The following is a 24,036-nucleotide window of genomic DNA, read 5'->3' as shown; positions in this document are numbered from 1 at the left end:
AGACCGCGTGTCAGCTCTCAAGCTGCTCGTTGGCGACGATCTCGATTCCGAAGCCCGACAAGCCTTTGTAGTCGTGGACCGAGGAGGTCAGATGCCGGATCGAGGTGACACCGAGGTCGCGCAATATCTGCGCGCCGACGCCGACTTCGCGCCACTGGCGGTTGCGGTCGGCCTCCGTCGCCGACTCGTCCGGCAGCGCCGCCACGGGGACGCCGGCCGCGCCGTCGCGCAAGTAAACCAGCACCCCACGGCCGGATTTCTTGAAATGCTCGAGCACAGCCGCCATGCGCTTGTGCCCAGTGAAGATGTCCTTGACGATGTTCGGCTTGTGAAAGCGCGTCAGCACGTTCTTGCCGTCGCCGACACCATTATAGACGAAAGCGACGTGGGCAATGGAATCGAACGGCGAACGGTAGGCATAGCCTTGCAAGGGTCCGATCGGGCTTTCGGTGACGAAGGTCGAGACCCGCTCGATCAACTTTTCGCGCGCCTGGCGGTAGGCGATCATGTCCGCAATGGTCACATGCTTGAGCTTGTGCTGGGCGGCGAAGCGGGCGACCTGCTCGCCCTTCATCACGCTGCCGTCGTCGTTCATCAATTCGCTGATGACGCCGACCGGCGGCAGGCCGGAGAGCTTGCAGAGATCGACGGCGGCCTCGGTATGGCCCGAGCGCAGCAGCACGCCGCCATCCTTGGCGATCAGCGGGAAGATGTGGCCGGGCCGGGCAAAATCGTTGGCGCCGACATTGGGATTGGACAGCGCGCGGCAGCACGAGGCGCGCTCCTCGGCGGAAATGCCGGTGCCGCCATCGGGCTTGTAGTCGATCGACACCGTGAACGCAGTGGTGTGCGCGGAATCGTTATGGGCCACCATCGGATCGAGCCGCAGACGGCGCGCATCCTCGGTCGTCACGGGCGCGCAGACGATGCCGGAGGTGTGGCGGATGATGAACGCCATCTTCTCGGCGGTGCAGAGCGAGGCGGCGACGATCAGATCGCCCTCGCCCTCACGGTCCTCGTCGTCGGTGACGACTACGAGCTCACCCCGGGCAAAGGCCTGCAAGACTTCCTGAACGCTATCGGGCATGTCCCAATCTCTATCGGTTATGCCGGGAGGCTTAGCCGGACTTGGGCCGGGACGCTAGTGTCCTGGACGCAACCACATATTCCGGGCGGCGGGCAGACTTGCACCGAAGATGCCAGAAATATAGGCGCAGACAGCCGGAGAGGAAGGCGGCCGGGCGCCCTCACGGCAGCACTTCGCGCCGTTCGCCGAGCCGCTGATCGAGCTCGGCGCGCTTGTCGGCCAGAAGGCCGGCCTGGGCGGCTTCGATCACCGTGAACAGCTCGTGGGCATCGCTGAGCCGGGTCACGGTGACGTAGCTGGCGCCGGCCTCGTAGAGCGCGCCGACGTCGGCCAGGAGGTCGGCCGTGGCTACGATCAAGGCGGTTGGATTGAGCGCGCGGACGTGGCGGACCAGCTTCTCGTTGGTGGCGCCTTTCAGCAGCGAATCCGGCACGCTGAGGATGATCATCTCGGACTTGGCGATGCCGGCATGGAGCAGGGTATCGACATTGCTGATGTCGCCGTAGATCACGTGCAAGCCGCGCGAAATCAGGGTCTGGTACACATTGGGGTTGAAGTCGACCACGGTGATCTGCTCGAGCAGCACCGGCGTCTGCCGCTCGATCTCGGCCAGCAGCGCGCTCGCCGCCCGGAAAAAGCCGAGGATGACGATCCGGCGGGCCTCGCCATGGCCGCCCTCGTGCCCCTCCTCGGCATGGCCATTGCCATGGTCGAGGTCGCGCAGGCCGATCCGCTTCAAGGGGCCGATCGCCCAGCGGGTGATCTCGTCGCTGCGGCTCATCGCGAAGGTCGAGAGCACGGCGAGCACCACGAAGGCGAAGGAGGCCGCGTTCGCCGTCTGCGCCCCGATATGGTGATCGGCGACGCCGGTCTGGATCACCACCAGCGAGAACTCGGAAATCTGCGCGAGGTTCAGCGCCGGCAACAGGCTGGCGCGCAGGCCCTGCTTCATCAGATAGAGCGGCGTGAAGGTGGTGACGAGGCGGCTCACGACCGTGAAGGCCGCGATCATCAGCGCCAGCCCGATCACGGAGAGGCCGGGAATGGGAATGGTCATGCCGAGCGCGACGAAGAACAGGGTAATGAAGAAGTCGCGGAGCGTTGTGACCTTGGCGGTGACGTCGAGCGCGTAGGGAAAGGTCGAGAGCGAGACGCCGGCGATCAGGGCGCCCATCTCGCGCGACAGCGACAGCCGCTCGGCGGTCTCGGCGACGAGGAAACACCAGGCCAGCGCCCCGAGCAGAATCAGCTCGGGCCGCCGGGCGATCTGATGGAACAGCCGCGGCAGCACGTAGCGGCTGACCAGCAGCGCGGCGGTGACCAGCACCGCGACGCGGCCGATCGAGAGCAGGATGACGCTGGCCTGCAGATTGGCAAGGCTCGGCTGCACCGCCAGGAACAGGATGGCGAAGATGTCCTGAAGCACCAGCACGCCGAGCGTGATGCGCCCCGGCAGCGTGTCGAGCTCGCGCTTCTCGTAGAGCACCTTGACGATGATCACGGTGCTCGACAGCGCGCAGGCGACGCAGAGATAGACCGCATCGAAGTGACCCCCGCCGAGCGACAGGCCGATGCCGACGAAGAACAACACCCCGAGCAGGCAGCCGCCGAGCAGCTGGCCGCCCGCCGCGAACAGGATCACCTTTCCCGCCCGTACGATCTTCTTCAGGTCGATCTCCAGACCGATCATGAACAGCATGAAGATCAGGCCGAGCTCGGAGATGACGCTGATCGATTCCTGCGAGTGGACCCAGCCGGCGCCGAATGGACCTATGCAAAAGCCGGCGATAAGATAGGCCAGGATCAGCGGCTGCCGGGAGAAATGGGCGAGCAGGCCCAGCATCCAGGCAAACAGAATACAGAGAGTGATGTCGCGAATGAGCTCGTGCATGCCAAATTGGTCCGTTTTGCCGCACCCTAGAGACGGGTTGCAGCGCGGCAAGCGAGCAATTCGTCACATGCGAAAAGGGCTGTTCGCAGCAACGCTGCTATGCCCCCTCGCCTTAGCCGTGCCCGCCGCCGCACAATCCAAGGTCAATATCGAACAGAACTTTGCCGATTCCCTCACCCCAATGCCGAAGGAAGAACTCGCCGTCTCCGGCGGGTTCTACGTGCCCGCCTATTCGAGCGTCGCGATGAGCCAGGGCAAGCTGCGCGTCGACTTCTCGGTGACCTTGAGTGTTCACAACGCCTCCGAGACTCAGCCGCTGGTGATCAAACGCATCGCCTATTTCGACACCGCAGGCAAGCAGGTCGAGACCTACCTGAAGGGTCAGGTGGCCCTGAAGCCGCTGGCCACGATTTCGATCTTCATTCCGACCGACGACGTGCGCGGCGGCACCGGGGCCAATTTCCTGGTCGACTGGGCCGCCACCGGCGAGATCGCCGAGCCCGTGATCGAGGCCCTGATGGTTGGCGGCGTCGCCAATGCGCATTACGCTTTCATCAGCCAGGGCCGTCCGACCCGGACGGCCACAAAGAAGTAAGGCCGTCCGACCTGGACGGGCGGCAAGAAAGTAAGGCGGCCCGGTGCAAGGCCGGCCGCTCAACAAGAACAAAACGAGGAACGCTCCCATGACGTCCAGCTTCGATTTCGCGCCCCTGTTTCCCGCAGGGCTGCCGGCCCCTTCTGCGCGCTGGACGGGCCTTGCCAAATACAGCTTTGTCGGCGGCAACAACGATTCCGAGCAACTGCCGCTCGACGGCCTGATCGAGGCGACCAATTCGGCCCTGCAAAAGGAAGGCCGGTCGCTGGCGACCTACGGGCTGGCGCACGGTCCGCAGGGCCATTTGCCCCTGCGCGATTTCCTGGTGACGAAGCTGAAGCGCGATGCCGGCATCAACTGCACGGTCGATGATCTCATGATCGTCTCCGGCTCGCTGCAGGCACTCGACCTCGTCAACGCGACGCTGCTGACGCGCGGCGACACCGTGATCTTTGAGCAGGAGAGCTATCAGGGCTCGCTGACCCGCCTCGCCCGGCTCGGCGTCAACGTGGTCGGCATCCCGCTCGATGCGGACGGCATGCGCATGGACGTGCTGGCGGCAACGCTGGCCGACCTGAAGAGCCGTGGCATCCGTCCAAAATACATCTACACCATTCCGACGGTGCAAAACCCGACCGGCAGCATCATGCCGGAGAGCCGCCGCGCCGAACTGGTTCGGCTCGCGACCGAGTATGGCGTGCCTATCTTCGAGGACGATTGCTATGCCGACCTCGTCTGGTCAGGGCAGCGGCCGCCGGCGATCTACGCGATGAGCCCGACCGGCGGCGTGATCCATATCGGCTCGTTCTCCAAATCGATCGCGCCGGCGCTGCGGGTCGGCTTCATCGTGGCGCCCTGGGATGTGATGTCGCGGATGCTCGCGCTGAAGACGGATGCGGGCTCCGGTGCGCTGGAGCAGATGGTGCTCGCCGCCTATTGCAAGCCGCATTTCGCAAGCCACGTGCCGGCCCTGACCAAGGCGCTGCGCACCAAGCTCGACACGCTGATGGAAGCCCTCAACGAGCAGTTCGGGACCGCGGCGGAGTTCGAGGAGCCCAAGGGCGGCATCTTCCTCTGGGTGAAGCTGCCCGATCAGGTCGATACGCTGAAACTCTATCAGGCCGCGCTCGCCGCCGGCGTCTCGATCAATCCGGGGCCGGAATGGTCGACCAACAAGGGACATTCCCGTTCGCGGCTGCGGCTGTGCTTTGCGAGCCCCACGCATCAGCAGATCCGCGAGGGTGTCGCCGTGCTGGCCGAGGTCTGCCGCAAGGAATTCGGGGTGCCGGCCCGGAGTGCCAATGTGGAGAAGCGGGCCTGATACTCAGGCCGCCCGTGGCTGGCTGCCGTGGATCGCGGAGGCCAGCCGTAGCAATAGAACGATCGAGACATTGCCCTTGCCGGCCTCGATCTGGGCGATGTAGCGCTCGGAAATCCCGGAACGGCGGGCGAGCTCGCGGCGCGACAGGTCGCAGCGCATGCGCGAGGACCGCAGGCGATCGCCGAGCTCGGTCAGAAACGCGGTCTCGGAGTATGGCGGCACGGCACAGCTCCCCGGCAGCACTTCGCCCGCAAAATCCATGACTTGATTCAGCATTGCTCTATCCAGGTTCGCCTTCGGGAAGCGCCATCCTACCCCCGAAAAGACTGGCCTCATTGACGCGGATCAAATTCGCGAGCGATCGGCGGCTGCCATGGACGAAAGCGGGCGGGATGCTAAATTGCGGAATTCTTCGAGGCGGGGTTCTCCAGGACATGACGCGTTGTTTGAGCCGCTGGATCGCGGCTGCTCTGCTGTGGGCGGCGATCACCCCCACGGCGGGTGCCGAGACGCTGGCGGCGACGGTGGAGCAATGGGGCCTGCTCGGCTCATGGGCGGTCGACTGCGCGGCCCGGCCCGACCGTGACAAGGGTGCGCTGCTGGCCTACGAGATCCGGAAGGACGGCCGGGTGACGTACCGGCGCAATTTCGGCGAGGCCAAGGACGAGAACGAGGTGGTGTCGGCCACAGTCAACGCCGAGGGCCTGCTCAATGTGATGGTGTACTTCCCCTCGCTGCACCAGGCCCGTGAGTTCGGCTTGCTGCTGGCAAAGGACGGCAGCCTGCGTGCGATCTACAATCGCAGCGAGCGCGGCGAGTACACGATCAGGGACGGCAAATACGTTGCGACAGGCGCGCCGACACCCGTGCAGCAACGCTGCGATTAACCACCTGAACAGCTGTTCAGAATTCTCTTCTCGTTCCGCCGGAACGTTCGCATGCATGCGCGGTTTAATTGTGCATTCGATTGGAGGAGGACATCATGAAGAAGCTTGGTTATGTGGTTGCGGCTCTGGGTGCGCTCGTGATCGCGGCGCCGACGCTGGCAAGTGCGGAGACTGTGGTGATCAAGCGCGGCGGCTATCACCATCATCACGCCCCGTATGGCGCCCGCGCCGAATTCCGCGAGCATCGTGATCATGGCTGGCATCGTGGCTGGCGTCACCACAACGACAGGGTCGTGGTGATCAAGCGCAGCCATCGCCATCACTGGGACTAATGCGCAACGCAAAATGGAAATGGCCCCTCACGGGGCCATTTCCTTTGCGCAGCCTTGTAGGGTGGGCAAAGCGAAGCGTGCCCACCGCTTCGACAGTGATTTAGGAGAGGTGGTGGGCACGGCGCAAAGTGCGCCTTTGCCCACCCTACAATTGTTTCGTTAGCAGGATATGGACGAAGCTAGTCCCATGCCGGCGCGAAGCCGGGATTGACGCAGCGCTTGTCCTTGGGCAGCGCGGCGATCTTGTTGCGGTCGGCATCGTCGAGCGTGATCTTCAGCGCATCGAGATTGGCCTGCTGGCTCTCGCGGCGCGAGGCCTTCGGGATGGCGGCGACGCCGTCATGGTCGAGCAGCCATTTCAGCGCCACTTGCGCGGCGGTCACGTTGTGCCTGGCACCGATCTCGGCCAGCACCGGATCCGAGGCGGCGCGCCCTTGCGCGAGCGGGCAATAGGCGACGAGCGGGATCGACTTTGCCGCGAGATAGGCCAGCACCTTCGATTGATCGAGCATCGCGTGATATTCGATCTGGTTGCAGGCGATCGGCGCCCTGATGTCCTCCACCGCCATCTTGAGCAGCGCCGTGGTGAAATTGGCGACGCCGATGGCCCGCGTGCGCCCCTCCTCCCTGAGCTTCATCAAGGTCTCGAACACCGCACCCCAGTCCGCTGCCTTCGACGGCCAGTGCACGAGGTAGAGATCGACATGGTCGAGCCGAAGCTTGTTCAGGCTGGCATCGAAGGCACGCCGCATCGCATCGGGGGTGAGGTTCTCGTGCCAGACCTTTGTGGTGACGTGCAACTCGCCGCGCGGCAGACGGGACGCGGCGATGGCTGATCCGATCGGCTCCTCATTGGCATACATCTCGGCGGTGTCGATGTGGCGATAGCCGATCGCCAGCGCGCTCTCGACCGCTGCGCGGCAGGCATCGCCCTGCATGCGAAAGGTACCGAGGCCGAGCTTGGGCATGCTGATGCCCTGGGTCTTCAGATTGTCCATGAGCTAACTCCTGACGTATTGCATCCCGCCGGACGCGCCGCGAGGCCGCGGGGACAGACTCTTCGGTGATGGAAAAGAGGTGGCGGGGCGGTGAGTATAGCGATGGCGACCGGAGGCGGCCAATCAAGATCGGGTTAGGTCGGATCAGGTCGTCGCCGCGGACGAAGTGGGCTCCCTCTCCCGCTTGCGGGAGAGGGCTGGGGAGAGGGTGCATCCGCAACGGGACAATCCCCAAGAGGAGAAAGCCCTCACCCGGCGCTTCGCGCCGACCTCTCCCGCAAGCGGGAGAGGTTAAACGAGCCGCCCGCCCCTCACGAATGCTGCGCGACCACAGCGGGACGCAACTGTGGCTGCGGCGCGATGTCGACCGACCAGAGGCTGCGATTGTCCACGTCCTTCAAGGTGACGGTCATGACGCCGCTGCGGCCATCGATGTCGACGCGGCCAAAGAACTGCAATCCGAAACAGGGCGCCAAATTCTCGCCCTGCGCAGCACTACAGCCGTTCTGATACATCGCGACCGGACCAAAGGTGTCATCGAGCTCGCCCGGGCCCCAGCTGCCGGCGTGGAGCGGGCCGGAGACGAACTCCCAGAACGGCTCGAAATCCCTAAATTGCGCCTTGCCGGGATCGTAATAGTGCGCGGCGGTGTAGTGCATGTCCGCGGTGAGCCAGACGATGTTGCGGATTCCGGCGCGCTTGATGGAGCTGAGAAGACCGGCGATCTCGTGCTCGCGCCGGTCGGGCGCCCCATTGCCGAGCGCAACAGCATCGAGACTGATGAGGCCGATCGGCAAATCAGCGGCGATGATCTTCCACGTTGCCCGCGAGGCCGCGACCTCCCGCTTCAGCCAGGCGAGCTGCTCGGCACCGAGGATCCAGCCGCGGTGATCGCCGCCCTTGTTCCAGCTGTCATCGCGATAGCTGCGCATGTCGATCATGAAGACGTCGAGCAGCGGACCGTAGCCGATGCGGCGGTAGACCCGGCCCTGCTGCGCGCCGATATCGCGGATCGGCATGAAGTCAAAGAAGGCGCGGCGGGCGCGCGCGACCAGGCGCGGGGTGCCGTCGTCTTCGTAACCGGCATTATCGTAGCTTCCGGTCGGCGACCAGTCGTTGGTGACCTCGTGGTCGTCCCACTGCGCGAACATCGGCACCTCCGCATGGAAGGCGCGAAAGTGTTCGTCGAGATGGTTGTATTTGTAGTTGCCGCGGAACTGCGCCAGCGTGTGCGCGACTTCGGACTTCTCCTCGGTCACGAGGTTGCGCCAGGTCTCGCCGTTGGGCAGCTTCTGTTCGGAAGGAATCGTGCAGTCGGCGTAAATGTGATCGCCGGAATGGATGAAGAAATCCGGGTGGTTGTCGAGCATGGTGCGATAGCTGCGATAGCCGCCGCGCGAAATGTCGATGCCCCAGCCCTGCCCCGCGACATCGCCGGACCACACGAATGAGATCGACTGGCTGGCTGCCGGCGGGGTGCGGAAATGCCCGAGACGGCTCTCTCCGCGAAGGCCGGTGGCGATGTCATCGAAGCGGACGCGATAGAAGACGTCCTGCCCGGGCGGCAGGTCGTCGAGCTGCAGCTTTGCGGTGCAGTCCGCGTCCGGCAACGCATCGCACGAGGCCGACGCTATGACGCTCCTGAAGCTCTCGACAGTCGAGTACTCCACGTGCATCCGTGCGGCCCGGTCCGCGCGCGCCCAGATCACGGCAGAGCCATCCGACACATCGCCGGACTGAATCCCGCCGGCGATCTGTGGACGGTCGGCGGCCCGGCTGAGGTACGGTCTCGCGAGCGTGCCGAGCGAGGCAACCGCCAGGCTTGAAGTCGAACGGACCAGGAATTGCCGCCGGGTCCATGCGCGCGACGCGCGGAGCGTTGCCATTCAGGAAACCTTCGTCGAATCGCGACGGAAGGTGCCTGCGCTCCTTGACTCCCGGCTTACGGTTTCTTGACTCCGCGCCTACGGTTTTGCGACGCGCGGATGACGGCTCCAGCCTCGTCTAACGCTTCCAGTTGCAGATGCCGCCGGAGCGGCACGGCCAGGTCTGGATGCGGGTATCCATCGCCTGCGCATCCAGCGGGTTGCCGTGACGATGCGCAAGCTTCGCGCGGGCCGCCCCGCGCGGCTGGGCGGGCTTGGCGTGCGCGACCTTGGGCGCGGCCACACGCACGCGTTCAGCGGCAACTTTCTTCGGCACGTCGATCGGCTCGGCGCGGGCCTGCGCCTCGTTGCCGCCGCGCGCCTCCAAAGCCACCGGCGCGAACTGCGTTTCCGGGCCCAGCCGCTTCGGCGACAGCACGGCCTTGGAGAGATCGAGGCCGAGATATTCGTCGGGCTTGTAGTCGTCAGCGCGTGCGATGCCGCCGCCAGCGAGCACGAGGGCAAGGGCAACTGCAAAATGAACGCTCTTCAGGACCACGGACGCCTCCTGAAATTGATTTTGAAAGGGGTAATTTATCCCTATTTAGGAGGCGTCGCGCGCAATTCCAGCGGTCAAGTGCCGCCGTGGTTAAGAAGTTTGGCGGTGTCACGCGACTTTTCGCGTCGCCCCCGTCCCATCCAGGAACCCGATCAGACGGCTGCGGATGATCTATTCCGCGTCATCCATGATCCGATCGATGAGTTCCTTGCAGGAGGGGATGTCATTGCGACCATGCCGCAGCTCCAAGCGTCCATCTGGCCTTCCAAGAGCCCCACGGCCATTCGTGAACGCGATCGTCAAGAAAGCAGCGCGCGTCATCAACGCCGCGCTTCATCTCGTTCTCCCACGGAAGCACTCGTGTCAGTGCGTCTTCGTCTCGTGCCATTTCTCCAGATCGGGCTTCACCTTGTCCGATCCTTGTTCCTTCTCCGGATTGCCCTTCCAGGGCTTGTCCGTCTGTCTGTGCGATCCCCAGTCATTCTGATCCCGGGGATCGTCGGTCGGCCGTTCCTTGCTCATCGAACTCCCTTTCCATGCAACGTCTATGCGAAGGGAACACCGTAATAGGAGTTGATGCCACGGACGGCGGCTTCATCACCCCAGTTCCAATCGCTTCGCTCGCCGTATTTCGGCGCGCTTTGCAGATCCTTGGCTGTGATCGCGGTGACATAACCGCCCAGCTCCGTATCGTATTTCAGCGATTGCCACGGTAACGGGTAGTGATCGTTCCCGAGCCCAAGGAAGCCGCCGAACCCAAGCACGGCGTAGGACACCTTGCCGCTGATCTTGTCGATCATCACACGCTCGATCGATCCGATCCGGTTGCGGTCGGCACCATAGACGGATGTTCCTTCGACCTTGTCGCTGCCAATCAAACGGCCAATCTCGGCGCGGTCCAGCTCTGCTTGATTCAACATCTCAGTGCTCCACTCAGACAGTGCATGAATCAACCGGACAGGCGAGCGATCGTTCCGCTACTGTTCCGCACGCCGCTGTCAGCACTCGGGCAGGAACATCGCTGCGGGCGAGCGGTTCTCTGAGCTTCAAAACAGCTCTCGGAATCGAGGCCGCGCATGGTGTCCCAGACCGTCTCCGACTTCATCGTCCAGCGTCTGCATCAATGGGGCGTGCGTCATATCTTCGGCTATCCCGGCGACGGCATCAACGGCGTGTTCGGCGCGATGAACCGGGCCGACGGCAAGATCGGCTTCGTGCAGGCGCGGCACGAGGAGATGGCGGCATTCATGGCGACCGCTTACGCAAAATTCTCAGGCCAGCTCGGCGTCTGCATCGCGACCTCCGGGCCCGGCGCTTCGCATCTCGTCACCGGGCTCTACGACGCGCTGCTCGACCACCAGCCGGTGCTGGCGATCGTCGGCCAGCAGGCGCGGAACGCGCTCGGCGGGAGCTATCAGCAGGAGCTCGATCTCGTCTCGATGTTCAAGGATGTTGCCGGCGCCTATGTCATGCAGGCCTCCTCGCCTGCGCAAGTGCGACACCTGATCGATCGTGCGGTGCGGATCGCGCTGGCGCGGCGGACCCCGACCGTGATCATCCTGCCCAATGACTTGCAGGAAGAGCCTTACGAGGACCCACCCCGTGCACACGGCACGCTGCATTCCGGCATCGGCTACAGCGCACCCAGCATCATGCCGCGTGAGGCCGATCTCGATCGCGCTGCGGAGGTGCTCAATGCCGGCAAGAAGGTTGCGATGCTCGTCGGCGCCGGCGCGCTTGGCGCCACCGACGAGGTGATCGCCGTCGCTGATCGGCTGTCGGCCGGCTGCGCCAAGGCGCTGCTCGGGAAAGCCGCGCTGCCCGACGATCTGCCGTGGGTCACCGGCTCGATCGGCCTGCTCGGCACCGAGCCCAGCTACGACATGATGATGGAATGCGACACGCTGCTGATGGTCGGCTCCGCCTTCCCCTACGCCGAATTCCTCCCCAAGGAAGGCAGCGCACGCGGCGTGCAGATCGACATCGACGCCAGCATGATGTCGATCCGCTTTCCCATGGAGGTCGGCCTCGTGGGCGACGCCGCCGAGACCCTGCGCGCATTGCTGCCGCGTCTGAAATCAAAGGGCGACGGCGCCTGGCGCCAAAGCATCGAAGAGGACGTTGCGGCATGGTGGAAGACGCTGGATGACCGCGCGCATCAGCCCGCCGCGCCGGTCAATCCGCAACTCGTCGCCTGGGAATTGTCCCCGCGTCTGCCGGACCGCGCCATCGTCACCAGCGATTCCGGCTCTTGTGCCAACTGGTTCGCGCGCGACCTGAAGATGCGGCGCGGCATGACCGCCTCGCTCTCGGGCGGCCTCGCCTCGATGGGCGCCGCGGTGCCCTATGCCCTCGCCGCCAAATACGCTCATTCCGACCGCCCCGTGATCGCCCTCGTCGGTGACGGCGCCATGCAGATGAACAACATGGCCGAGCTGATTACCGCCGCCAAGTACTGGCGCTCCTGGCGCGATCCGCGCTTCATCGTCTGCGTCTTCAACAACGAGGATCTCAATCAGGTGACCTGGGAGCAGCGCATCATCAACGGTGATCCCAAATTCGAGGCCTCGCAGCGCATTCCCGACGTCTCCTATTCCCGCTTCGCCGAGCTCATCGGCCTGCGCGGCATTTTCGTCGATAGCCCACAGCTGCTCGGCTCGGCCTGGGAGCAGGCGCTGGCGAGCGAGCTGCCCGTCGTGCTGGAGGTGAAGACCGATCCCGAAGTGCCGCCGCTGCCGCCGCATATCACGCTTCAACAGGCAAAGAACTTCTCGCTCGCCCTGATGAAGGGCGATCCGAACGAAAGCGGGATGATCAAGGGAGCAGCGCGGCAGGTGCTCGAAACGATCCTGCCGGGAAAGGAATGAGGTGAACCATGAGCGATTTCCGCGATATCCAGCATGGCGTCAATGACCCCGTCGATGGCGTCGACGTGAAATACCACTTCAATGACAACAAGACGCCGCACGAGCGCGCGCAGCGCCATGCCGACGTGCGTGCCGAGGCCACGGCCGCCGCCACTGAGCCGTTTCTGCCCGAGCGGCTTCGACGCAAGCCGACCGATCCCATCAATCCGCGCACCGGACGGAATCCCGCGGATTAGTCGTTAGGAACCGCGGCCCCTGCGGCGTGTTGATCGGCGCAACATCGCGCGGCAAGAGGCTGCGCGCCCAATCGAAGGGACCAGACATGAAACGGACCGTCATCGCCCTTGCCTGCGTGCTTCTCGCAGGCCCCGCGCTCGCCCAGTCGCTGGGCGAGAAGACCGGCGTCAACTCGGTGCTCGGCGTCGCACCTGCTACCGCCGACTTCGTCAAGGAGGTCGCGATCAGCGACATGTTCGAGATCGAGTCGAGCAAGCTCGCCCAGCAGAAGGGCAACGCGCAGGAGAAGAGCTTCGCACAGCAGATGGTGACCGACCACACCAAGACCAGCACCGAGCTCAAGGGTCTCGTCGGTGACGGCAAGGTGCAAGCGACCCTGCCGACGGCGCTCGACAGCTCGCACCAGAGCAAGCTCGACAAGCTCAAGAACGCCGCGGGCAAGGATTTCAGCTCGGACTACAATTCCTACCAGGTCAGCGCCCACGAAGATGCGGTGTCGCTGTTCGAACGCTATGCCAAGGGCGGTGACAATTCCGCGCTGAAGGACTGGGCCGGCAAGACGCTGCCGGCACTCAAGCACCATCTCGACATGGCCAAGGAGCTCGGCAAGGCGCCGAGCGTCGGACAGTCCAAGTAACGGCTTCGGACGAGGAGGCCGCCGCTCGGCGTCCTCCTCGTCGCGGCATTTCTCTGCGTACGCCGAATCGCAAGCGATGGCGCCGCCTGGCCGTCCGGAGCAGCCTGTCGCACGCGCTCCGATCTGTCGGCAGCTTGTGGCAACGAGAGCTACGCGGTACGGCGCGACCCAGGAACCTTCATTGTCATACAGAATTTGCAAGACAGTCATCTAGGATATCTCGCCGGACCGATGGCACTCGTAAAAGTAAAACCCACCCGGATCGACCAGGCGCTCGCAAGCGAAATTGCGCACGACACCAATTCAGGCCTCGAGCAAGTCGCCCAGACTTTGACGTGGGCTGCAGACGAGCACGTGCTGCTTGCTCTCGCTGCGGCTGGATGGCTTTACGCCCAGCTTCGGCGACCCGATGCGCGTCCTGCCGCAAATCACGTGTTGGCGGTCTCCCTGGCGACTGCGGTGCTGCCGCACCTGCTGAAGTCGCTGTTTGACCAGACGAGGCCCGACCGACTGACAGTCCTTGGTCATGCACACGGTGTTCCCATCTCGGGACGATCCCACGATGCGTTTCCTTCCGGCCATGCTCTGCACATGGGCGCGCTGGCCTCAGCGGCCGGGCTGCTGAACCCCATCCCACGCCGGCTGGTGCGCTCGCTTGCCGTGGCTCTGTCGTTGACGCGCGTCGTCGTGCTTGCACACTGGGCCAGCGACGTCGTGGCGGGCTTCACCCTCGGCGTCGTCGTCGAGCGACTGTTCCGGCCGCTCACGCTCGGAAAGCTACGGCAGCGGCCTCCTGCCTCGCAGGTGCGGTCATGACGGAATATCTCGTGCGCTTCATCGCGGGCGGGGTCATCGTCTCCGCCTTCGCGATCCTGGGAGACATGCTCAAACCGAAGAGCTTTGCCGGGCTGCTCGGCGCGGCTCCGTCGGTCGCGCTGGCCACTCTCAGCATCGCCGTCGTCCAGCACGGCCCACAATATGTCGCCGCCGAAAGCTGGACGATGATCTATGGCGCCATCGCACTCGCCTGCTACAGCCTCGTCGTCTGCCATCTCCTGATGAGGTTTCATCTCGGCGCACTGCCAGCCACCATCGCCGCTTTTGCCGTATGGCTCGTCGTCGCCTTCGGTCTGCTCGTGGGCTTTGGAGGTGCCGCCTGATGCTGGTTAAGCTGTCTCCATCGGCGCTAAAACAGACACGGTGGTACGAGTACGGTGTCCGCTTCCTGCTTGGCGGGCTGGCAACGGTCATCGCGGGGATCGTGGGCGCGCGTTTCGGAGTCTCCGTCGGCGGGCTCTTCCTCGCGCTTCCCGCCATCTTCTGCGCCAGCGCAACGCTGATCGAAAGCCACGAGCGCCGCGCCAAGGAAAAAGCCGGCCTCAGCGGGCGGAGGCGCGGACAGCAGGCCGCAGCGCTCGATGCTGCGGGTGCGGGCCTGGGAAGCATCGGTCTTGCAGCATTCGCCTCAGTTTTTTACGTCGTGGTTGCGACAACCACGATTGGCGCGTTCGTGGCTGCCATTCTGGTATGGGCGACCGTGTCGGTATTGGCGTGGTGGCTGAGGCGAAAGTTTCGCATCACCTCGCGCGCGGTGCAGACCGAGCGCATCGGGCAATCAGCGAGGGGCCGCGGCATCGTCCCGTAGCATCAGGAAGCCATACATCTCGGCAGCGGTCTGCAGCTGATCGATGCGCGCGACAACAACGTCGCGCTGGCGCCCATTCGGCAGGCCCGACAGCTCGTGCTCAAGCCGCAGCTTCTGCGCCGCGAGACGTTGTTCGAACGTATGTGGCTCAGATCGTCTTCGCATCTTCCGTCCTCGGTGGCTGAAGGCCCGGGCTGTTGGCCCAGCGCTCGACTTGCTCGATGACCTTCTGGTGGCTTGGGCGCATCGGCTTAGGGGCTTCCGGCTCTTCGGAAAGCTTACGGGGCAACCTGACTTCGTCCGTCATGGTCTCTCTCCCTGTCCAGGAGGAAATGCGCGACCGCGAAAGTCGTTTCAATAATAACTTATTGATTTTATTGTATATTTTTACTCATTTGGAGGCCTTGTCGTCTCTTGTGGAACTCCCGCCAAGTTGGCTCGTTGAGTAATCTACTCAACCTACTCAATTTGCGTGATCGACCATGAAAGACCTACGTGCCGAGCGCCTTCAGGTCATGCTCTCGCCGGAAGAGTTGGCCGCTGTTGACGATTTCCGGTTCAAGCATCGCATGCCGACGCGGGCGGCGGCGGTCCGCGAGCTCCTCAAGTTCGGACTGGCTGCCGTAGGCGTCGACGCAGGCGCCGGTGTGAAGTCGAGCAGCTTCGGCGTGTTCGGCCGCGGAGTTGAGGGACATACCCAGAAAGATCCCGAGAACGGTACCGACGACTGAGCCGTAGTCGCCTTCCACAAGCGAACGGCCCCGGCACGGTGAGTGCCGGAGCCGTCCTTGGAAATTGCTTCCGGCGCACCGGGGGCATGACAACCGGAAGCAACCTGTCGACTCCGCGCACGAGGATTCGTTCCTCGCGCGAAAACTACCGTTCTGTCTAACCGCTCGGCGCGTCGCCGGAATCATCCGGCGTCATGCCGGAGCCCGGCGTCTTGCTCTTGTCGTTCAGTCTGGGGTCGCGCGTCGCCTCCCGCGAGGGCGAGCCTTTCGGATCAGTTCTCTCCGGATCCGTCTTGTGCACGGATTGCGCGCGCTGCTTGTCGCGGGGCTGCTCTTCCGCCCGCTTGTCCTTGACGATGCCGTGGTCGGAATGGGCCATGATGTCCCTTCGCCTCTTCTGATGGGTCGAATCGCTTACGCACTGCGGCGCCGAATGTTCCGACGTCGTCCTAACTGTGCGTTGCGTGGACGGCAGCCGATGCGTTTTCCAGATGCACCTGACGAACCGTCGTCACTGTCGCGAACGCGACCGAGACGCCGAAGGCGAGAATGAGTGAAAGAAGAGCCAGACGTGGGGCCATCGCAAAAACCTCCTGCTGGAATCGAAATCCAACGCGATTGACTGTTCCCTGATCATCCTGGATTGGTCGCTTGCACTCCGTGAGCGGTCTCACACGCGGATTCACGAAAAGGCGAGCGCTCAGGCGTCCTGCTTCTGTGGGAAACGAACGGCAACGGGCGCGATCTCGCCGTCGAGCCAATCCTGCTCATGAGCGAGCGCCGTCCAGGCGTCCGCCATGCGCGAATAGCGCTTGTGGGCGGGTTGTCCCTCGGCGCGCTCGGCGAGCTGGAGACAGTTGTCGGCGTTATCCCTGAAGATGTCAGACTGTTTCATGGAGAAGACGTGGGGACGGAACTCTGGCGTCGCAACCCGCTTGCCGGATCGTAATGTTGAGGGAACTTTACACGCGACCCGCAATTGACATGGATGCGAGTTCTCGCCGCGATCATCCTGGCATTCATCAGCACAGCGGCGCTTGCCGACAGCACCGGTGAACGAAAGCCCGGCGACCGCCCGCCGAGCGCAACCGACGTCATCAGCGGTCTCTACAATTTCAGTCGCTTCCAGCAGGGCCTTCTGGAGAATACTGATCTGAAGGGCAACGCCGAGGTCAAGAACCTCGCCGCCTTGCGTGCCGAGGAGGCAGCGAAGCGCGACAAGGCGCTGAAGCAGATACAGCAGGCGATCGGCGCGGAGCCGCGCGTCGACAAAACGTCGTCCGTCGGCGCCAGCCTGGTCGAGCCCGAAGCTTCGGACGGACCGACTTACGTCCGCAGCTTCTATGCCTCGCAAATTCCCGAGTATGAATCGGCCATCGACCTGCTCGAACGCTATCTGAGGGCGCCCGATAACGCGGCGCTCGCAGCGTTCGCGCGCGAGCAGCTCCCGATGCTGCGCGCACAGGTCAAGGACGCCGAGCGCACCATGGCAGACAAGTAGCCAGCTTTATTTGTCGTTCGGATGATGTTGCTGGCTCTGCGGCCGCACGGTGCGGTCGCTCTCCGGCATCTTGTCCCGGCCTGCATCGCCATTGTCATCCTTGCCGCCCGAAGATGAGGTGCCGCTTCCGCTCGGGTTCGACCGGGTCGCCGCCCCCGTGGTCGGGGTATCGGCCTGCGGGCTGGCGGAGTTCGCGGCGGGATCGCCGGTCACCGCCCCGCGCCCGCTGGGCGCACCGCCCTGCGCCAAGGCCGACCCGGCAAACAGCATGACGACGATCGCGGCAAGTCCTGCTTTCATGTCCATTCTCCCTCTTTGCCGGCTAACCACGAGGCTCGGCGCTCCGTTCCGAACGGATGCCGGTGACGGCCGAATGAGACGCCGGGGACCGCCCGACGCAATTCTTTCCGAATCACATGGAACCAATTCGGCGGATCGCCGTTATTTACTTCGGGCTGAGCAAAGCAGGTTCCGGTTTCACGCGCCGCGCCTTGGCGCTTGATTTCGAATTAGGCTGACGCTCTATTTCGACCAGATGCGTCACGCGTTGGATTCGGCCGGCGCCTGCGGGGGAATCAGTATGAGCGACCTCGATCCCGGAACTTCACGCTCCGGTCGTCGCGTCCCAAAGCCAAAAGCCAACGGTATGTCGGATCCGGACTCCCGGGCGGAATTGCTGCTCGCCTTGCAGGCGATGCGGAGCGGCGACTTCTCCGTGCGGATGAGCGGCGATTATCTCGGCATCGACGGCAAGATCGCCGACACTTTTAATGAAATCATCGCCGCCAACCAGCGCATGGCGCAGCAGCTCGAACTGGTCGGCCAGGTGGTGGGCCGCGAAGGCAAGACGCGCCAGCGCGTGAAATTCGGCCTCGCCTCCGGCTCCTGGGCCGACATGGAAGGCTCCGTCAACACGCTGATCGACGATTTGTTGTGGCCGACGCGCGAGGTGACGCGCGCCGTCGCGGCGGTCGCGCAAGGCGATCTGCTCGAGACCGTCAAGCTCGACGTCGACGGCCGGCCGCTGCGGGGCGAATTCCTGCAATCGGCCAACATCGTCAACACCATGATCAAGCAGCTCGGCGTCTTCACCTCCGAGGTGACGCGCGTGGCGCGCGAGGTCGGCACCGAAGGCAAGCTCGGCGGACAGGCCCAGGTGCCGGAGGTGACCGGCGTCTGGAAGGACCTCACCGAGAGCGTCAACTCGATGGCGAACAACCTGACCAACCAGGTTCGCAACATCGCCGAGGTGACGATCGCGGTCGCGAACGGCGACCTCTCCAAGAAGATCACCGTCGACGTCCGCGGCGAGATCCTTCAGCTCAAGGAAGCCATCAACACGATGGTGGACCAGCTCCGCTCCTTCGCCTCCGAAGTGACGCGCGTGGCCCGAGAGGTCGGCACCGACGGCAAGCTCGGCGGCCAGGCGATCGTGCCCGGCGTCGCCGGCACCTGGAAGGACCTCACCGATTCCGTCAACGCGATGTGCGGCAACCTGACCGCACAGGTGCGCAACATCGCGAACGTCACCACCGCCGTGGCGCGCGGCGACCTCTCGCGCAAGATCACCGTGGACGTGCGCGGCGAGATCCTGGAGCTGAAGGACACCATCAACACCATGGTGGACCAGCTCAACTCCTTCGCCTCGGAAGTGACGCGCGTGGCGCGCGAGGTCGGCACCGAAGGCAAGCTCGGCGGCCAGGCCCAGGTGCCTGGTGTGGCCGGCACCTGGAAGGACCTCACCGACAACGTCAACTTCATGGCCTCGAACCTGACCGCGCAGGTCCGCAACATCGCCGACGTCGCCACGGCCATCGCGAGCGGCGACCTCTCGAAGAAGATCACGGTGAACGTCTCGGGCGAAATCCTTCAGCTGAAGGAGACGCTCAACACCATGGTCGACCAGCTCAACGCCTTCGCCGGCGAAGTGACGCGCGTGGCGCGCGAGGTCGGCACCGAGGGGCGGCTCGGCGGCCAGGCCAACGTGCTCGGCGTCGCCGGCACCTGGAAGGACCTCACCGAGAGCGTCAACTCGATGGCGTCGAATCTGACCGCACAGGTCCGCAACATCGCTGAGGTGACGACGGCGGTCGCCGGCGGCGACCTGTCGAAGAAGATCACCGTGGACGTGCGCGGCGAGATCCTGGAGCTGAAGGACACCATCAACACCATGGTGGACCAGCTCAACGCCTTCGCCGGCGAGGTCACCCGCGTCGCCCGCGAGGTCGGCACCGAAGGCAAGCTCGGCGGCCAGGCGGTCGTGCGCGGCGTCGGCGGCACCTGGAAGGATCTCACCGACAGCGTCAACTCGATGGCCTCGAACCTCACCGGTCAGGTCCGCAACATCGCCGAAGTCGCGACCGCGGTGGCGAAGGGCGACTTGTCGAAGAAGATCACGGTGAACGTGTCGGGCGAAATCCTTCAGCTGAAGGAAACGCTCAACACGATGGTGGACCAGCTCAACGCCTTCGCCGGCGAGGTCACCCGCGTCGCCCGCGAGGTCGGCACCGACGGCAAGCTCGGTGGCCAGGCCGGCGTGCCGGGCGTCGCCGGCACCTGGAAGGACTTGACCGATTCCGTGAACTCGATGGCGGGCAATCTCACCGCCCAGGTCCGCAACATCGCCGAAGTGGCGACCGCCATCGCCGGCGGCGACCTCTCGCGCAAGATCACCGTGGACGTGCGCGGCGAGATCCTTCAGCTCAAGGACACCCTGAACACGATGGTCGACCAGCTCAACCGCTTCGCGGGCGAGGTGACGCGCGTGGCGCGCGAGGTCGGCACCGAAGGCCGCCTCGGCGGTCAGGCCAACGTGCCCGGCGTCGCCGGCACCTGGAAGGACCTCACCGACAGCGTGAACTCGATGGCGGGCAACCTCACGGCCCAAGTCCGCAACATCGCCGAAGTGACCACTGCCGTGGCGCGCGGCGACCTCTCCCGCAAGATCACCGTCGATGTGAAGGGCGAAATCCTCGAGCTCAAGAACACCATCAATACGATGGTGGACCAGCTCAACGGCTTTGCCGGCGAAGTGACGCGCGTGGCGCGCGAGGTCGGCACCGAAGGCAAGCTCGGCGGACAGGCGGAAGTGCCCGGCGTCGCTGGCACCTGGAAGGATCTCACCGACAACGTCAACTTCATGGCCTCGAACCTGACGGCCCAGGTCCGCAACATCGCCGAGGTCGCGACCGCGATCGCCGGCGGCGACCTGTCGAAGAAGATCACGGTGGACGTGCGCGGCGAGATCCTGCTGCTCAAGGACACCTTGAACACCATGGTCGAGCAGCTCCGCTCCTTCGCCGCCGAAGTGACGCGCGTCGCGCGCGAGGTCGGCACCGAAGGCCGCCTCGGCGGTCAAGCCGTCGTGCCCGGCGTCGGCGGCACGTGGAAGGACTTGACCGACAACGTCAACCTGCTGGCGGCGAACCTCACCACCCAGGTCCGCAACATCGCCGAGGTGACCACGGCCGTGGCCCGCGGCGACCTCTCCCGCAAGATCACCGTCGACGTGAAGGGCGAAATCCTCGAGCTCAAGAACACCATCAACACCATGGTGGACCAGCTCAACGCCTTCGCCGGCGAAGTGACGCGCGTCGCGCGCGAAGTCGGCACCGAGGGCAAGCTCGGCGGCCAGGCGCAGGTGCCCGGCGTCGCCGGCACCTGGAAGGACCTCACCGACACCGTCAACCTGATGGCTGCGAACCTGACCGAGCAGGTGCGCGGCATCGTCAAGGTGGTGACCGCGGTCGCCAACGGCGATCTCAAGCAGAACCTGACGATGAAATCGCGCGGCGAAGTCGCCGCTCTCGCCGACACCATCAACAACATGACCGAGACGCTCGCGACCTTCGCCGACCAGGTGACGTCGGTGGCGCGCGAGGTCGGCGTCGAGGGCCGCCTCGGCGGTCAGGCCAACGTGCCCGGCGCTGCCGGCACCTGGAAGGACCTCACCGGCAACGTCAACCTGCTCGCTGCCAACCTCACCTCGCAGGTGCGCGCGATCGCCGAGGTCGCGACCGCCGTGACCAAGGGCGACCTGACGCGATCGATCCAGGTCGACGCCCGCGGCGAGGTGGCCGAACTGAAAGACAACATCAACACGATGATCACGAATCTCCGTCTCACGACGGACGTGAACACCGAGCAGGACTGGCTGAAGACCAACCTCGCCAAATTCACCAACATGCTCCAGGGCCAGCGCGACCTCACCACCGTCGGCCGGCTGCTGCTCACCGAGCTGTCGCCACTGGTGAACGCCCATACCGGCGTGATCTACCAGATCGAGAGCGAGGACAATCCGCAGCTCCTGCTGCTGGCCTCCTATGCCAGCGACGGCATCTATCCGTATCAGCGCGTATTGCAGTTCGGCGACGGACTGATCGGCCAGTGCGCCCTCGACAGGCGGCCGCGCGTGGTCGCCGACATTCCATCCGACGTGGTGCCGATCAACTCGGCGCTGTTCCGCGTCGCGCCGAAGAACCTCGTCGTGCTGCCTGTGCTGTTCGAGGGCCAGGTCAAGGCCGTGATCGAGCTTGCCTCGCTCGTCTCCTTCACGACCTCGCAGATGACGTTCCTGGAGCAGCTCACCGACTCCATCGGCATCGTGCTCAATTCGATCGAAGCGACGATGCAGACCGAAGGCCTGCTCAAGCAGTCGCAGCAGCTCGCCGGCGAGCTTCAGACCCAGCAGCGCGAATTGCAGCAGACCAACGACCAGCTCGAGCAGAAGGCGCAGCAGCTCGCCGAGCGCAACGTCGAGGTCGAACGCAAGAACCAGGAGATCGAGCAGGCCCGCCGCGCCCTGGAGGAAAAGGCGACCGAGCTCGCGCTGACCTCGAAGTACAAGTCCGAATTCCTCGCCAATATGAGCCACGAGCTGCGCACGCCGCTGAACTCGATCCTGATCCTGGGACAGCAGCTCACCGACAATCCGGACGGCAACCTCTCGGCCAAGCAGGTCGAATTCGCCCGTACCATCCACGGCGCCGGCACCGACCTGCTCAATCTGATCAGCGACATTCTGGATCTGTCCAAGATCGAATCCGGCACGGTGACGGTCGACGCCGAGGAAATCCTGACCGCGAACCTGCTCGAGACCGTCGGGCGGCCGTTCCGGCACGAGGCGGACAACCGCAATCTGTCGTTCAAGATCGACGTCGATCCGAGCCTTCCGCGCAGCATCGTCACCGACTCCAAGCGCCTGCAACAGGTCCTGAAGAACCTGCTCTCCAACGCCTTCAAGTTCACGGCCGAAGGCGAGGTGCGCCTCAAGGTCGCCGGCGCCGTCGGCGGCTGGGGTACGGATCACCCGGTCCTGAACTCCGCGCCGGCCGTGATCGCCTTCGAAGTGTCCGACACCGGCATCGGCATTCCCGTGGAGAAGCAGAAGCTGATCTTCGAGGCGTTCCAGCAGGCCGATGCCGGCACCAGCCGGAAATATGGCGGCACCGGCCTTGGACTTGCGATCAGCCGCGAGCTGGCAAGCCTGCTCGGCGGCGAAATTCATCTGCGCAGCTCGCCGGGCAAGGGTTCGTCCTTCACGCTTTATCTGCCGCTCAAATATTCCGGCCCGACGCTCGCCCCCCGCGCGGCGCCCGCGCCACAGCCACACAACCAGCCGCCGGCGCTGCAGCCGGCCGCGCCGGAGCAGCAGCGCGTCATCGAGCAGCTTCCCGACGACCGGCTCAACCTCGAGCCCGGCGACAGCATCCTCCTGATCGTCGAGGACGACCCGCATTATGCGCGCGTGCTGGTCGATCTCGCTCGCGACAAGGGATTCAAGGTGCTGGTCGCCGCCCGCGGCGCGGAGGCGCTGGAGCTTGCCAAGCAATATCAGCCGCGAGCAGTCTCGCTCGACGTGTTCCTGCCTGACATGCTCGGCTGGACCGTGCTGAGCCAGCTCAAGCACAACCCGCTGACCCGTCACATCCCCGTACAGATCATCACGCTCGACGAGGACCGCCAGCATGCGCTGGCGCGTGGTGCGTTCTCCTTCGTCAACAAGCCGACGACGACCGAAGGCGTCTCGGCCGCGCTGACGCAGATCAAGGAATATGCACGTCCCAGGCGCAAGCGGCTCCTGATCGTCGAGGACAACGAGGCCGAGCAGCTCTCGATCCGCGAGCTGCTGCACCACGACGACATCGAGATCGTAACGACCGACACCGGCGCAGGCGCGCTCTCCACGCTGCGCGAAGAGCCATGCGACTGCGTGGTGCTCGACCTGCGGCTGCCCGACATGAGCGGCTTCGAGGTACTGGACCAGATCCGCAGCGACGAGGCGCTGTCGAACATTCCGGTCGTGGTGTTCACCGGCCGCGAACTCTCGGCGGAAGAGGATGCGGAACTGCACACCATGGCGCGCAGCATCGTGGTCAAGGGCGTGGAATCGCCCGAGCGCCTGCTCGACGAGACGGCGCTGTTCCTGCACCGTGTCATCACGGAACTTCCGATCGAGAAGCAACGCATGCTGGAGAAGCTGAACAGTTCCGACGAGGACCTGATCGGCAAGACCGCACTGCTCGTCGACGACGATGCCCGCAACATCTTCGCGCTGTCGAGCGTGCTGGAACGGCGCGGCATGAAAGTGCTGACGGCGACAACCGGCAACGAAGCGGTGACCCTGGTCGAATCCAACCCGGAGATCGCCATCGTGCTGATGGACATCATGATGCCGCAGATGGATGGCTATCAGACCATCGGCGTCATTCGCGAAAATCCGGCCTTCGCCCGCCTTCCGATCATCGCGCTGACCGCCAAGGCGATGAAGGGTGATCGGGAGAAATGCCTCGAAGCCGGCGCGTCCGACTACCTCGCCAAACCCGTCAACACCGATCAATTGCTGCTTGCGATCCGCATGTGGCTGCACCGCTGAGTTGGGCCC

26 protein-coding genes are annotated in these 24,036 nt (G+C 64.5%); 13 read left to right on the top strand and 13 right to left on the bottom strand.

Annotated features, from left to right (window positions below; all coding sequences use genetic code 11):
• Positions 1-10 precede the first annotated feature (10 nt).
• The gene (gene ribB / locus IVB26_RS11925; protein ID WP_212476646.1) at positions 11-1,087 is read right to left on the bottom strand and encodes a 3,4-dihydroxy-2-butanone-4-phosphate synthase; all 1,077 of its coding nucleotides are present in this window, start codon (positions 1,085-1,087) and stop codon (positions 11-13) included.
• Between the two features lie 160 nt (positions 1,088-1,247).
• Positions 1,248-2,978, bottom strand: coding sequence for a cation:proton antiporter (locus IVB26_RS11920; RefSeq protein WP_247971830.1), 1,731 nt, complete (start codon positions 2,976-2,978; stop codon positions 1,248-1,250).
• Positions 2,979-3,045: 67 nt separating this feature from the next.
• Here IVB26_RS11920 and IVB26_RS11915 point away from each other — a divergent pair, with 67 nt between their 5' ends.
• On the top strand, positions 3,046-3,573 hold the full coding sequence (locus IVB26_RS11915; RefSeq protein WP_247971829.1) for a DUF3124 domain-containing protein: 528 nt from the start codon (positions 3,046-3,048) through the stop codon (positions 3,571-3,573).
• A gap of 88 nt (positions 3,574-3,661) precedes the next feature.
• On the top strand, positions 3,662-4,894 hold the full coding sequence (locus IVB26_RS11910) for an aminotransferase-like domain-containing protein (RefSeq protein ID WP_247971828.1): 1,233 nt from the start codon (positions 3,662-3,664) through the stop codon (positions 4,892-4,894).
• Between the two features lie 3 nt (positions 4,895-4,897).
• Here the strand turns inward: IVB26_RS11910 and IVB26_RS11905 are convergent, their stop codons facing one another.
• Positions 4,898-5,170: a helix-turn-helix domain-containing protein gene (locus IVB26_RS11905; protein WP_247325933.1), complete on the bottom strand. Its 273-nt coding sequence runs from the start codon at positions 5,168-5,170 to the stop codon at positions 4,898-4,900.
• A gap of 158 nt (positions 5,171-5,328) precedes the next feature.
• Here IVB26_RS11905 and IVB26_RS11900 point away from each other — a divergent pair, with 158 nt between their 5' ends.
• Both IVB26_RS11900 and IVB26_RS11895 read left to right on the top strand, forming a co-directional pair.
• Positions 5,329-5,781 (top strand): hypothetical protein, encoded by a 453-nt coding sequence (locus tag IVB26_RS11900; protein ID WP_247971827.1) that lies wholly within the window; start codon positions 5,329-5,331, stop codon positions 5,779-5,781.
• Positions 5,782-5,876: 95 nt separating this feature from the next.
• On the top strand, positions 5,877-6,113 hold the full coding sequence (locus IVB26_RS11895; RefSeq protein ID WP_247971826.1) for a hypothetical protein: 237 nt from the start codon (positions 5,877-5,879) through the stop codon (positions 6,111-6,113).
• A gap of 179 nt (positions 6,114-6,292) precedes the next feature.
• Here IVB26_RS11895 and IVB26_RS11890 read toward each other — a convergent pair whose 3' ends face one another.
• The 5 genes from IVB26_RS11890 to IVB26_RS11870 form a co-directional block, all read right to left on the bottom strand.
• Positions 6,293-7,111: an aldo/keto reductase gene (locus IVB26_RS11890; protein WP_247971825.1), complete on the bottom strand. Its 819-nt coding sequence runs from the start codon at positions 7,109-7,111 to the stop codon at positions 6,293-6,295.
• A 311-nt stretch (positions 7,112-7,422) separates the two neighbouring features.
• Positions 7,423-8,997 carry an alkaline phosphatase D family protein gene (locus tag IVB26_RS11885; protein WP_247971824.1) on the bottom strand — a complete coding sequence of 525 codons (1,575 nt, stop codon included), beginning with the start codon at positions 8,995-8,997 and terminating at the stop codon, positions 7,423-7,425.
• 118 nt (positions 8,998-9,115) lie between these two features.
• Positions 9,116-9,535, bottom strand: a complete 420-nt coding sequence (locus IVB26_RS11880) for a hypothetical protein (protein ID WP_247971823.1) — start codon at positions 9,533-9,535, stop codon at positions 9,116-9,118.
• Positions 9,536-9,898: 363 nt separating this feature from the next.
• Positions 9,899-10,057: a hypothetical protein gene (locus tag IVB26_RS11875; protein WP_246928333.1), complete on the bottom strand. Its 159-nt coding sequence runs from the start codon at positions 10,055-10,057 to the stop codon at positions 9,899-9,901.
• Between the two features lie 23 nt (positions 10,058-10,080).
• Positions 10,081-10,455: a PRC-barrel domain-containing protein gene (locus tag IVB26_RS11870; protein WP_247971822.1), complete on the bottom strand. Its 375-nt coding sequence runs from the start codon at positions 10,453-10,455 to the stop codon at positions 10,081-10,083.
• Between the two features lie 159 nt (positions 10,456-10,614).
• On the opposite strand from IVB26_RS11870, the gene IVB26_RS11865 reads away from it, so the two are divergent.
• From IVB26_RS11865 to IVB26_RS11840, 6 genes are all read left to right on the top strand, one after another.
• Positions 10,615-12,402 (top strand): thiamine pyrophosphate-requiring protein, encoded by a 1,788-nt coding sequence (locus IVB26_RS11865; protein ID WP_247973138.1) that lies wholly within the window; start codon positions 10,615-10,617, stop codon positions 12,400-12,402.
• Positions 12,403-12,410: 8 nt separating this feature from the next.
• Entirely contained in the window at positions 12,411-12,638 is a 228-nt protein-coding gene (locus IVB26_RS11860; RefSeq protein WP_247971821.1) for a hypothetical protein, read from the top strand.
• A gap of 86 nt (positions 12,639-12,724) precedes the next feature.
• Positions 12,725-13,276, top strand: a complete 552-nt coding sequence (locus tag IVB26_RS11855) for a DUF4142 domain-containing protein (protein ID WP_247971820.1) — start codon at positions 12,725-12,727, stop codon at positions 13,274-13,276.
• A gap of 231 nt (positions 13,277-13,507) precedes the next feature.
• Positions 13,508-14,092: a phosphatase PAP2 family protein gene (locus IVB26_RS11850; protein WP_247971819.1), complete on the top strand. Its 585-nt coding sequence runs from the start codon at positions 13,508-13,510 to the stop codon at positions 14,090-14,092.
• Positions 14,089-14,436 carry a DUF3147 family protein gene (locus IVB26_RS11845; protein ID WP_247971818.1) on the top strand — a complete coding sequence of 116 codons (348 nt, stop codon included), beginning with the start codon at positions 14,089-14,091 and terminating at the stop codon, positions 14,434-14,436. Before IVB26_RS11850 ends, IVB26_RS11845 begins: the two co-directional genes overlap by 4 nt.
• Positions 14,436-14,921 (top strand): hypothetical protein, encoded by a 486-nt coding sequence (locus IVB26_RS11840; protein WP_247971817.1) that lies wholly within the window; start codon positions 14,436-14,438, stop codon positions 14,919-14,921. Before IVB26_RS11845 ends, IVB26_RS11840 begins: the two co-directional genes overlap by 1 nt.
• Here IVB26_RS11840 and IVB26_RS11835 read toward each other — a convergent pair.
• The gene (locus IVB26_RS11835; RefSeq protein WP_246928343.1) at positions 14,892-15,086 is read right to left on the bottom strand and encodes a hypothetical protein; all 195 of its coding nucleotides are present in this window, start codon (positions 15,084-15,086) and stop codon (positions 14,892-14,894) included. The genes IVB26_RS11840 and IVB26_RS11835 overlap by 30 nt on opposite strands.
• Complete coding sequence (locus IVB26_RS11830) at positions 15,070-15,228, bottom strand: hypothetical protein (protein ID WP_247971816.1); 159 nt, start codon at positions 15,226-15,228, stop codon at positions 15,070-15,072. Before IVB26_RS11830 ends, IVB26_RS11835 begins: the two co-directional genes overlap by 17 nt.
• 175 nt (positions 15,229-15,403) lie before the next feature.
• On the opposite strand from IVB26_RS11830, the gene IVB26_RS11825 reads away from it, so the two are divergent.
• The gene (locus IVB26_RS11825) at positions 15,404-15,652 is read left to right on the top strand and encodes a hypothetical protein (protein ID WP_247971815.1); all 249 of its coding nucleotides are present in this window, start codon (positions 15,404-15,406) and stop codon (positions 15,650-15,652) included.
• A gap of 157 nt (positions 15,653-15,809) precedes the next feature.
• Here the strand turns inward: IVB26_RS11825 and IVB26_RS11820 are convergent, their stop codons facing one another.
• Complete coding sequence (locus IVB26_RS11820) at positions 15,810-16,031, bottom strand: hypothetical protein (RefSeq protein WP_247971814.1); 222 nt, start codon at positions 16,029-16,031, stop codon at positions 15,810-15,812.
• Between the two features lie 321 nt (positions 16,032-16,352).
• The gene (locus IVB26_RS11815) at positions 16,353-16,547 is read right to left on the bottom strand and encodes a hypothetical protein (RefSeq protein WP_247325978.1); all 195 of its coding nucleotides are present in this window, start codon (positions 16,545-16,547) and stop codon (positions 16,353-16,355) included.
• Positions 16,548-16,640: 93 nt separating this feature from the next.
• Here IVB26_RS11815 and IVB26_RS11810 point away from each other — a divergent pair, with 93 nt between their 5' ends.
• Complete coding sequence (locus IVB26_RS11810; protein WP_247971813.1) at positions 16,641-17,153, top strand: DUF4142 domain-containing protein; 513 nt, start codon at positions 16,641-16,643, stop codon at positions 17,151-17,153.
• Between the two features lie 6 nt (positions 17,154-17,159).
• Here IVB26_RS11810 and IVB26_RS11805 read toward each other — a convergent pair whose 3' ends face one another.
• Positions 17,160-17,453: a hypothetical protein gene (locus tag IVB26_RS11805; RefSeq protein ID WP_247971812.1), complete on the bottom strand. Its 294-nt coding sequence runs from the start codon at positions 17,451-17,453 to the stop codon at positions 17,160-17,162.
• 280 nt (positions 17,454-17,733) lie between these two features.
• Between IVB26_RS11805 and IVB26_RS11800 the strand changes: the two genes are divergently transcribed.
• Positions 17,734-24,027, top strand: coding sequence for a HAMP domain-containing protein (locus IVB26_RS11800; protein WP_247971811.1), 6,294 nt, complete (start codon positions 17,734-17,736; stop codon positions 24,025-24,027).
• Positions 24,028-24,036: the final 9 nt, after the last annotated feature.

Source organism: Bradyrhizobium sp. 195, from assembly GCF_023101665.1.
Classification (GTDB): Bacteria; Pseudomonadota; Alphaproteobacteria; order Rhizobiales; family Xanthobacteraceae; genus Bradyrhizobium.
The sequence above is the reverse complement of the archived record's forward strand: the minus strand, read 5'-3'. Positions and strand labels throughout refer to the sequence as shown.

What these genes read in the sequence shown, in the direction of transcription:
- ribB (WP_212476646.1), bottom strand. Translation starts at nt 1,087, where the DNA reads ATGCCCGATAGCGTTCAGGAAGTCTTGCAGGCCTTTGCCCGGGGTGAG.
- IVB26_RS11920 (WP_247971830.1), bottom strand. Translation starts at nt 2,978, where the DNA reads ATGCACGAGCTCATTCGCGACATCACTCTCTGTATTCTGTTTGCCTGG.
- IVB26_RS11915 (WP_247971829.1), top strand. Translation starts at nt 3,046, where the DNA reads ATGCGAAAAGGGCTGTTCGCAGCAACGCTGCTATGCCCCCTCGCCTTA.
- IVB26_RS11910 (WP_247971828.1), top strand. Translation starts at nt 3,662, where the DNA reads ATGACGTCCAGCTTCGATTTCGCGCCCCTGTTTCCCGCAGGGCTGCCG.
- IVB26_RS11905 (WP_247325933.1), bottom strand. Translation starts at nt 5,170, where the DNA reads ATGCTGAATCAAGTCATGGATTTTGCGGGCGAAGTGCTGCCGGGGAGC.
- IVB26_RS11900 (WP_247971827.1), top strand. Translation starts at nt 5,329, where the DNA reads ATGACGCGTTGTTTGAGCCGCTGGATCGCGGCTGCTCTGCTGTGGGCG.
- IVB26_RS11895 (WP_247971826.1), top strand. Translation starts at nt 5,877, where the DNA reads ATGAAGAAGCTTGGTTATGTGGTTGCGGCTCTGGGTGCGCTCGTGATC.
- IVB26_RS11890 (WP_247971825.1), bottom strand. Translation starts at nt 7,111, where the DNA reads ATGGACAATCTGAAGACCCAGGGCATCAGCATGCCCAAGCTCGGCCTC.
- IVB26_RS11885 (WP_247971824.1), bottom strand. Translation starts at nt 8,997, where the DNA reads ATGGCAACGCTCCGCGCGTCGCGCGCATGGACCCGGCGGCAATTCCTG.
- IVB26_RS11875 (WP_246928333.1), bottom strand. Translation starts at nt 10,057, where the DNA reads ATGAGCAAGGAACGGCCGACCGACGATCCCCGGGATCAGAATGACTGG.
- IVB26_RS11870 (WP_247971822.1), bottom strand. Translation starts at nt 10,455, where the DNA reads ATGTTGAATCAAGCAGAGCTGGACCGCGCCGAGATTGGCCGTTTGATT.
- IVB26_RS11860 (WP_247971821.1), top strand. Translation starts at nt 12,411, where the DNA reads ATGAGCGATTTCCGCGATATCCAGCATGGCGTCAATGACCCCGTCGAT.
- IVB26_RS11855 (WP_247971820.1), top strand. Translation starts at nt 12,725, where the DNA reads ATGAAACGGACCGTCATCGCCCTTGCCTGCGTGCTTCTCGCAGGCCCC.
- IVB26_RS11850 (WP_247971819.1), top strand. Translation starts at nt 13,508, where the DNA reads ATGGCACTCGTAAAAGTAAAACCCACCCGGATCGACCAGGCGCTCGCA.
- IVB26_RS11845 (WP_247971818.1), top strand. Translation starts at nt 14,089, where the DNA reads ATGACGGAATATCTCGTGCGCTTCATCGCGGGCGGGGTCATCGTCTCC.
- IVB26_RS11840 (WP_247971817.1), top strand. Translation starts at nt 14,436, where the DNA reads ATGCTGGTTAAGCTGTCTCCATCGGCGCTAAAACAGACACGGTGGTAC.
- IVB26_RS11835 (WP_246928343.1), bottom strand. Translation starts at nt 15,086, where the DNA reads ATGCGAAGACGATCTGAGCCACATACGTTCGAACAACGTCTCGCGGCG.
- IVB26_RS11830 (WP_247971816.1), bottom strand. Translation starts at nt 15,228, where the DNA reads ATGACGGACGAAGTCAGGTTGCCCCGTAAGCTTTCCGAAGAGCCGGAA.
- IVB26_RS11825 (WP_247971815.1), top strand. Translation starts at nt 15,404, where the DNA reads ATGAAAGACCTACGTGCCGAGCGCCTTCAGGTCATGCTCTCGCCGGAA.
- IVB26_RS11820 (WP_247971814.1), bottom strand. Translation starts at nt 16,031, where the DNA reads ATGGCCCATTCCGACCACGGCATCGTCAAGGACAAGCGGGCGGAAGAG.
- IVB26_RS11815 (WP_247325978.1), bottom strand. Translation starts at nt 16,547, where the DNA reads ATGAAACAGTCTGACATCTTCAGGGATAACGCCGACAACTGTCTCCAG.
- IVB26_RS11810 (WP_247971813.1), top strand. Translation starts at nt 16,641, where the DNA reads ATGCGAGTTCTCGCCGCGATCATCCTGGCATTCATCAGCACAGCGGCG.
- IVB26_RS11805 (WP_247971812.1), bottom strand. Translation starts at nt 17,453, where the DNA reads ATGAAAGCAGGACTTGCCGCGATCGTCGTCATGCTGTTTGCCGGGTCG.
- IVB26_RS11800 (WP_247971811.1), top strand. Translation starts at nt 17,734, where the DNA reads ATGAGCGACCTCGATCCCGGAACTTCACGCTCCGGTCGTCGCGTCCCA.